Genomic DNA, 5288 nt, shown 5'->3' on the forward strand with positions numbered 1-5288 from the left:
TCCGCGCGCGTGGCGGCTTGCGCTGTTCTTCGGCATCGCAACCGGCGCGTACACGCTCGTGCTCGCGTGGCTGCCGCCTTACTACATGCGGCTCGGCTGGTCGCCGACGGCAGCCGGCAGCCTGCTTGGCGGCGTGACGCTCGCGGAAGTCGTCGCGGGGCTGACGATCTCGGCAACGATCGACCGCCTGCCCGATCGCCGGCCGGCGCTGCATGCGGCGATCGCGTCGCTGTTCGTCGGGTTGCTGGTGATGCTGGCCGCGCCTGAAGCGCTCGCACTGCCGGCCGCGTTGCTGATGGGCGCGGGGATCGGCGCACTGTTTCCGCTGTCGCTGATCGTCACGGTCGACCATGCGGCGACGCCGGCCGATGCCGCATCGCTGACGGGGTTCGTGCAAGGCATCGGCTACCTGATCGCCGGGTTGTTCCCGTTCGCGGCCGGCATCGTGCGCCAGCATCTCGCGGACCTGTCGCCCGCGTGGGTTGCGATGGCCTGCCTGTGTGTCGCGCTGTTCGCGCTGGCGGCAGGGTTTGCGCCGAAGCGGGCGCTGCACGCCGCGCGCGCGTAGCGCGTGTCCCGCGCATGTTGCCCCGCCGCGATCGGATACGGCGGGGTTCGCGATCTGACCGGCCGCGCCCGGCGTGGCGGTGAACCGCGCCGGCGTCAGCCGCCCGTTTCCCGTTCCGCCACGAACCGCCGACAGGCGCGTTCGGACGGGCAGCGCCGCAAATCGCACGCGTCTTCGTCGCACTGCCGGCACACGCGGATCGCGTTCTGCATGTCGTCGGCCAGCGCGCCGACCAGTTGCTCGCAGATCGGCATGAGTTGCGCGCACTGCTCGGGCGTCAACGTGCGCGTGAGGTCCGCGATCGCCGCGCCACGCGCGGCAAGCACCTGCTGCACCGCATCGTGCCCGGCCTCGGTCAGCGTCAGCACGACGGTGCGCTTGTCGTCACCGGGTTCGCGCGCGACGAGCCCTTCCTGCGCCATCCGTTCGGCGAGCCGCACGGCCGACGAATGCACGAGCATCAATTGCCGCGCCAGCGCGTCGATCGTCAGTGCATGCGATTGCGACAGCAGCACCAGCGCATCCACGCTCGATCCGTGCAGCCCCGTGTCACGGGCGATCGTGTCCTCTACCCGGTCGTTCAGCCCGAGCGCGAGTGCGCCCAGCAAATTGTTCAGGCGTTGCTTTTTCACGTAGGCGCTCCTAGCATATGTGTGCGTCACGCATATAATTTAACCCATCGATTCACCGATGTCAGCCGCGGTGCGGCCCGCTCGATCCGGGCGGTCGCACGCCCGCATTCTACGGGTCGACAGGCCGAGTGGAGTCCACGCATGAACGACAACGCGCGCAAGACCGGATGCCTGATCATGGCGACGCTGTGCTGGGGCGTCGCCATTCCGTTCAGCAAGATGGTGCTGCCTGCCCTGTCGCCCGCGTGGCTCATCGTGCTGCAGATCGCTGCCAGCGTCGCGGTACTCGCCTGCCTTGCCGCCGTGCAACGCGTGACGCTGAAAGGCATCGCCCCGGCGCAGGTCGCCGTGGTCGCGCTGATCGGCATGCTCGAACCGTGCGGCGCGTACTACCTCGGGTTCGTCGGCATGCAATCCACGTCCGCGCTGCACACGGCGGTGATCTTCGCGCTCGAACCGCTCGGCATCCTGGCGTTCAACATCGCGCTGTTCCGGTTCAGGGTCGACCGGCGGCTGCTGATTGCGGGCGTCGTCGCGTTGCTGGGTGTCGTCGTCATCACACTCGGCGACCCATCGGCGGACGGGCACGCGTCGCTGCGCGGCGATGCGTTCGTGTTCGCCGGCGTGATGGTGGCCGCGCTGTATGTGTCGTTGTCGACGCAGGCCGTGACGCTTCCGTCCGCGACCGCGATGCTGCTGATCCAGCAGGCCGGTTCGCTGCTCCTGGCGCTCGTGCTGCTCGGCGTCGACACGGGCAGCGGCGGGCCGTACCGGTTGCCGGCGTGGCCGGCCGTGTGGCCCGCGCTGGCGATCGGCGTGCTGCAGTTTACGCTCGCGTTCCTGTTCTATTTTCGCGGCGCACGCGACAACGCATCGTACTGGAGCGTGGTCGTGCTCAACCTGATCCCGGTCGTCGGCATCGCCGCGTCGATCCTGATCCTCGGCGAATCGGCATCGCCGATCTACTTCGTCGGTGGCGCAATCACGATCGGCGCGGCGCTTTACACGCATCTGCGCGAGCGCCGCACCGAACCCGGGCCGGCCCGCGCGTGATCAGCTCGCGCTCGCGTACAGCGTCGAATCCGCGAACCCTTCGGCGTCGAGCACGCGCCCGATCAGGATCAGCGCGGTGCGCTCGATCTGCGTGCCCTGCACCTTGCCGACGATGTCGGCAAGCGTGCCGGTCACGCGCTCTTCGTCCGGCCAGCTCGCGCGATAGATCACCGCGACCGGACAATCGGCGCCGTAATGCGGCAGCACTTCGTCGACGATGCGGGCGAGATGGCGCACACCGAGATGGATCGCGAGCGTCGCTCGGTGCGCGGCGAGCGAGCCGAGCGCTTCGCCTTCGGGCATCGTCGTCTTGCCCGCGAAGCGCGTGAGGATCACCGTCTGCGCGACGCCGGGCAGCGTCAGCTCGACGCCGAGCGTCGCCGCGCACGCGGCCGTGGCCGTCACGCCGGGCACGATTTCGTACGGAATCCCGAGCGCTTTCAACCGGCGGATCTGCTCGCCGATCGCACCGTACAGCGACGGGTCGCCCGAATGCACGCGCGCGACGTCCTGCCCTTTCGCATGCGCGCCGGCGAGCAGCGCGACGATTGCGTCGAGGTCGAGTTCGGCCGTATTGACGACCTGCTCCGCGCGATGGCCGTCGAGCACGGCGGCCGGCACCAGCGAACCCGCATACAGGATCACCGGGCACGTGCGCACGAGGCGCTGGCCCTTCACCGTGATCAGCTCCGGGTCGCCGGGGCCCGCGCCGATGAAATACACCGTCATCGAAAAATCTCCGTCAATTCATGGGATGACCGGCCGCACGGCGTCATGCGCGCGTGGCCGGATCGAGCGCGTCGATGAGCGCCGCGGCCGAATCGAACGCGCGGTCGGCGTCGGGCAGGGGCGGCCGGCGCAGCATCACGACCGGCAGCCTGCGTTCGCGCGCGACGTCGAGCTTGGCTTCGGTGGCCGCGCCACCGCTGTTCTTGCTGACGACGACGTCGATGCCCATCAGCGCGAACAGCGCGCGCTCGCCTTCGAGCGTGAACGGCCCGCGCGCGGCGACGATCTGCGCATGCGCGTTGCCGGGATGCGCGTCGAGGCACCGCACGAGCCAGAACTGGTGCGGCGGGATCGCGTCGAGATGCGCGAGCGGTTCGCGGCCGAGCGTGAACAGCGGCCGCTTGAACGGCGCAAGTGCGGCCTCGATGCCGGCCCAGTCGTCGACCATGCGCCAGTCGTCGCCGGGTTGCGGCGCCCACGGTGCGCGGCGCAGCGCCCACAGCGGTACGCCCGCTTCACGCGCCGCGGCTGCGGCATTCGCGCTGATCTGCGCGGCATACGGATGCGTCGCATCGATCACGAGGCCGATGCCGGCACTGCGCAGATACGCGGCCAGCCCGGCCGCGCCACCGAAGCCGCCGACGCGCACGTCGCAGCGCAAGTCGTCGGGTATCTTGCCGAGGCCGGCCAGGCTGTAGACGTGATGCGACCCAAGCGCGCGCGCGATTTTCAATGCGTCGCCGGTGCCGCCGAGCAGCAGGATGCGCGTGCTCATCGCGCCTGCCCGACGAAGCGGCCCTGCCGGTCGATCGCGAACATCTCGACGGCGACCGACGGCGGCACGATGTCGCGCGCGACGCGCAGCGCGTTTGCACAGACCAGATCGCCGAGTGGCACACCGTCGGCGTGCGCGAGCTTCAGTGCTTCCTGGCTCGTGTTCGCGGCGCGCATCGCGGCCTGCAGCGTATCGCTTGCGCCGCCCTCGGCCGCCCACTGCGCAAGCAGCGGCAGGTCGATGCTCGAATGGCGGCTGTGCAGGTCGAGATGGCCGGCCGCGAGCTTGCTGAGCTTGCCGAAGCCGCCGCACATCGACAGCCGCGCGACCGGCGCGCGCCGCAGGTGCTTGAGCACCGCGCCCGCGAAATCGCCCATCTCGATCAGCGCCATGTCCGGCAGGCCGTAATGCGCGCGCATCGCATCCTCGCTTGCGTTGCCCGTGCACGCGGCGATGTGCGCGATGCCGTTCGCCCGCGCGACGTCGATGCCCTGGTGGATCGACGCGATATAGGCCGAGCACGAGAACGGCCGCACGATGCCGGTCGTGCCGAGGATCGACAGCCCGCCGACGATGCCGAGGCGTGGGTTCATCGTCTTCAGCGCGAGCGCTTCACCGCCTTCGACGCCGATCGTCACGTCGAAGCCACCCGCATAACCCTGCTCGGCCGCCAGCGCTTCCAGGTGCGTCGTCATCATCTGGCGCGGCACCGGGTTGATCGCCGGTTCGCCGACCGGCAGCGTCAGCCCCGCGCGCGTGACCGTGCCGACGCCCGGCCCCGCATGAAAACGCACGCCGGGCGCCGCCGCGAGCGCGACGCGCGCGAAGATCAGCGCGCCGTGTGTCACGTCCGGATCGTCGCCGGCATCCTTGATCGTGCCGGCTTCCGCGCCGTCGGCCGTGGTACGGCAGAACTCGAGCCGCATCATCACGCGCTGCCCCTTCGGCAGCACGATCTCGACCGCGTCGTCCGCCTGGCCCGCGAGCAGCAGCCGCGCGGCGGCGAGCGACGTCGCGGTCGCGCAACTGCCGGTCGTGTAGCCGAAACGTAGCGGCGCGGGCTGTTCGGGGGTCTCGTCGCGCATCACGCGTTCGTTGTGTTGGTCGTGGCCGACGATGCGATCGTGTCGGCCGCGTCGGGCTTGCGCACGTCGTACAGCGTGACCGGCAACGGCTGCCGCCACGTATCGAAACGGCCGAGCGGTTCGGCGTGCGCGAGCGACACGCGCGTGAGCGTGCCGCCATGCGCATCCCGCCACGCGGCGAGCGCCATCTCGCCCTGCCGCGTCAACCCGTTCCCGACCCGCCTGCCGCCGGCCTTTCGCGTCGGATCCGGGTAGCCGAAGCGTAGCGGCGCGGGCTGTTCGGGGGTCTCGTCGCGCATCACGCGTTCGTTGTGTTGGGCGTGGCCGACGATGCGATCGTGTCGGCCGCGTCGGGCTTGCGCACGTCGTACAGCGTGACCGGCAACGGCTGCCGCCACGTATCGAAACGGCCGAGCGGTTCGGCGTGCGCGAGCGACACGCGCGTG

General features: G+C 70.2%; 6 protein-coding genes and 2 pseudogenes. 2 read left to right on the plus strand and 6 right to left on the minus strand.

Going from position 1 to position 5288, the window contains the following annotated elements:
• The coding region (locus tag G3O06_RS46340; protein WP_205820089.1) for an MFS transporter at positions 1-568 on the plus strand (568 nt) is incomplete at its 5' end.
• Between the two features lie 95 nt (positions 569-663).
• On the opposite strand, the gene G3O06_RS46345 is transcribed toward G3O06_RS46340, so the two are convergent.
• The gene (locus G3O06_RS46345) at positions 664-1200 is read right to left on the minus strand and encodes a MarR family transcriptional regulator (protein WP_205820090.1); all 537 of its coding nucleotides are present in this window, start codon (positions 1198-1200) and stop codon (positions 664-666) included.
• A gap of 141 nt (positions 1201-1341) precedes the next feature.
• Here G3O06_RS46345 and G3O06_RS46350 point away from each other — a divergent pair, with 141 nt between their 5' ends.
• Positions 1342-2253 carry a DMT family transporter gene (locus tag G3O06_RS46350; RefSeq protein WP_205820091.1) on the plus strand — a complete coding sequence of 304 codons (912 nt, stop codon included), beginning with the start codon at positions 1342-1344 and terminating at the stop codon, positions 2251-2253.
• On the opposite strand, the gene cobM is transcribed toward G3O06_RS46350, so the two are convergent.
• The 5 genes and pseudogenes from cobM to G3O06_RS49495 all read right to left on the minus strand — a co-directional run.
• Positions 2254-2982, minus strand: a complete 729-nt coding sequence (gene cobM, locus G3O06_RS46355) for a precorrin-4 C(11)-methyltransferase (RefSeq protein ID WP_205820092.1) — start codon at positions 2980-2982, stop codon at positions 2254-2256. It abuts the gene before it with no gap.
• A gap of 43 nt (positions 2983-3025) precedes the next feature.
• The gene (locus tag G3O06_RS46360; RefSeq protein ID WP_205820093.1) at positions 3026-3757 is read right to left on the minus strand and encodes a cobalt-precorrin-6A reductase; all 732 of its coding nucleotides are present in this window, start codon (positions 3755-3757) and stop codon (positions 3026-3028) included.
• Positions 3754-4842 carry a cobalt-precorrin-5B (C(1))-methyltransferase gene (locus G3O06_RS46365; protein WP_205820094.1) on the minus strand — a complete coding sequence of 363 codons (1089 nt, stop codon included), beginning with the start codon at positions 4840-4842 and terminating at the stop codon, positions 3754-3756. Before G3O06_RS46365 ends, G3O06_RS46360 begins: the two co-directional genes overlap by 4 nt.
• A pseudogene (locus G3O06_RS46370) lies at positions 4842-5078 on the minus strand (bifunctional cobalt-precorrin-7 (C(5))-methyltransferase/cobalt-precorrin-6B (C(15))-methyltransferase); the annotation flags it as partial. The pseudogene G3O06_RS46370 and the gene G3O06_RS46365, both read right to left, overlap by 1 nt.
• A gap of 62 nt (positions 5079-5140) precedes the next feature.
• A pseudogene (locus G3O06_RS49495) lies at positions 5141-5288 on the minus strand (bifunctional cobalt-precorrin-7 (C(5))-methyltransferase/cobalt-precorrin-6B (C(15))-methyltransferase); the annotation flags it as partial.

The sequence above is a fragment of the Burkholderia sp. Ac-20345 genome, from assembly GCF_017104825.1.
Taxonomy (GTDB): domain Bacteria; phylum Pseudomonadota; class Gammaproteobacteria; order Burkholderiales; family Burkholderiaceae; genus Burkholderia; species Burkholderia lata_B.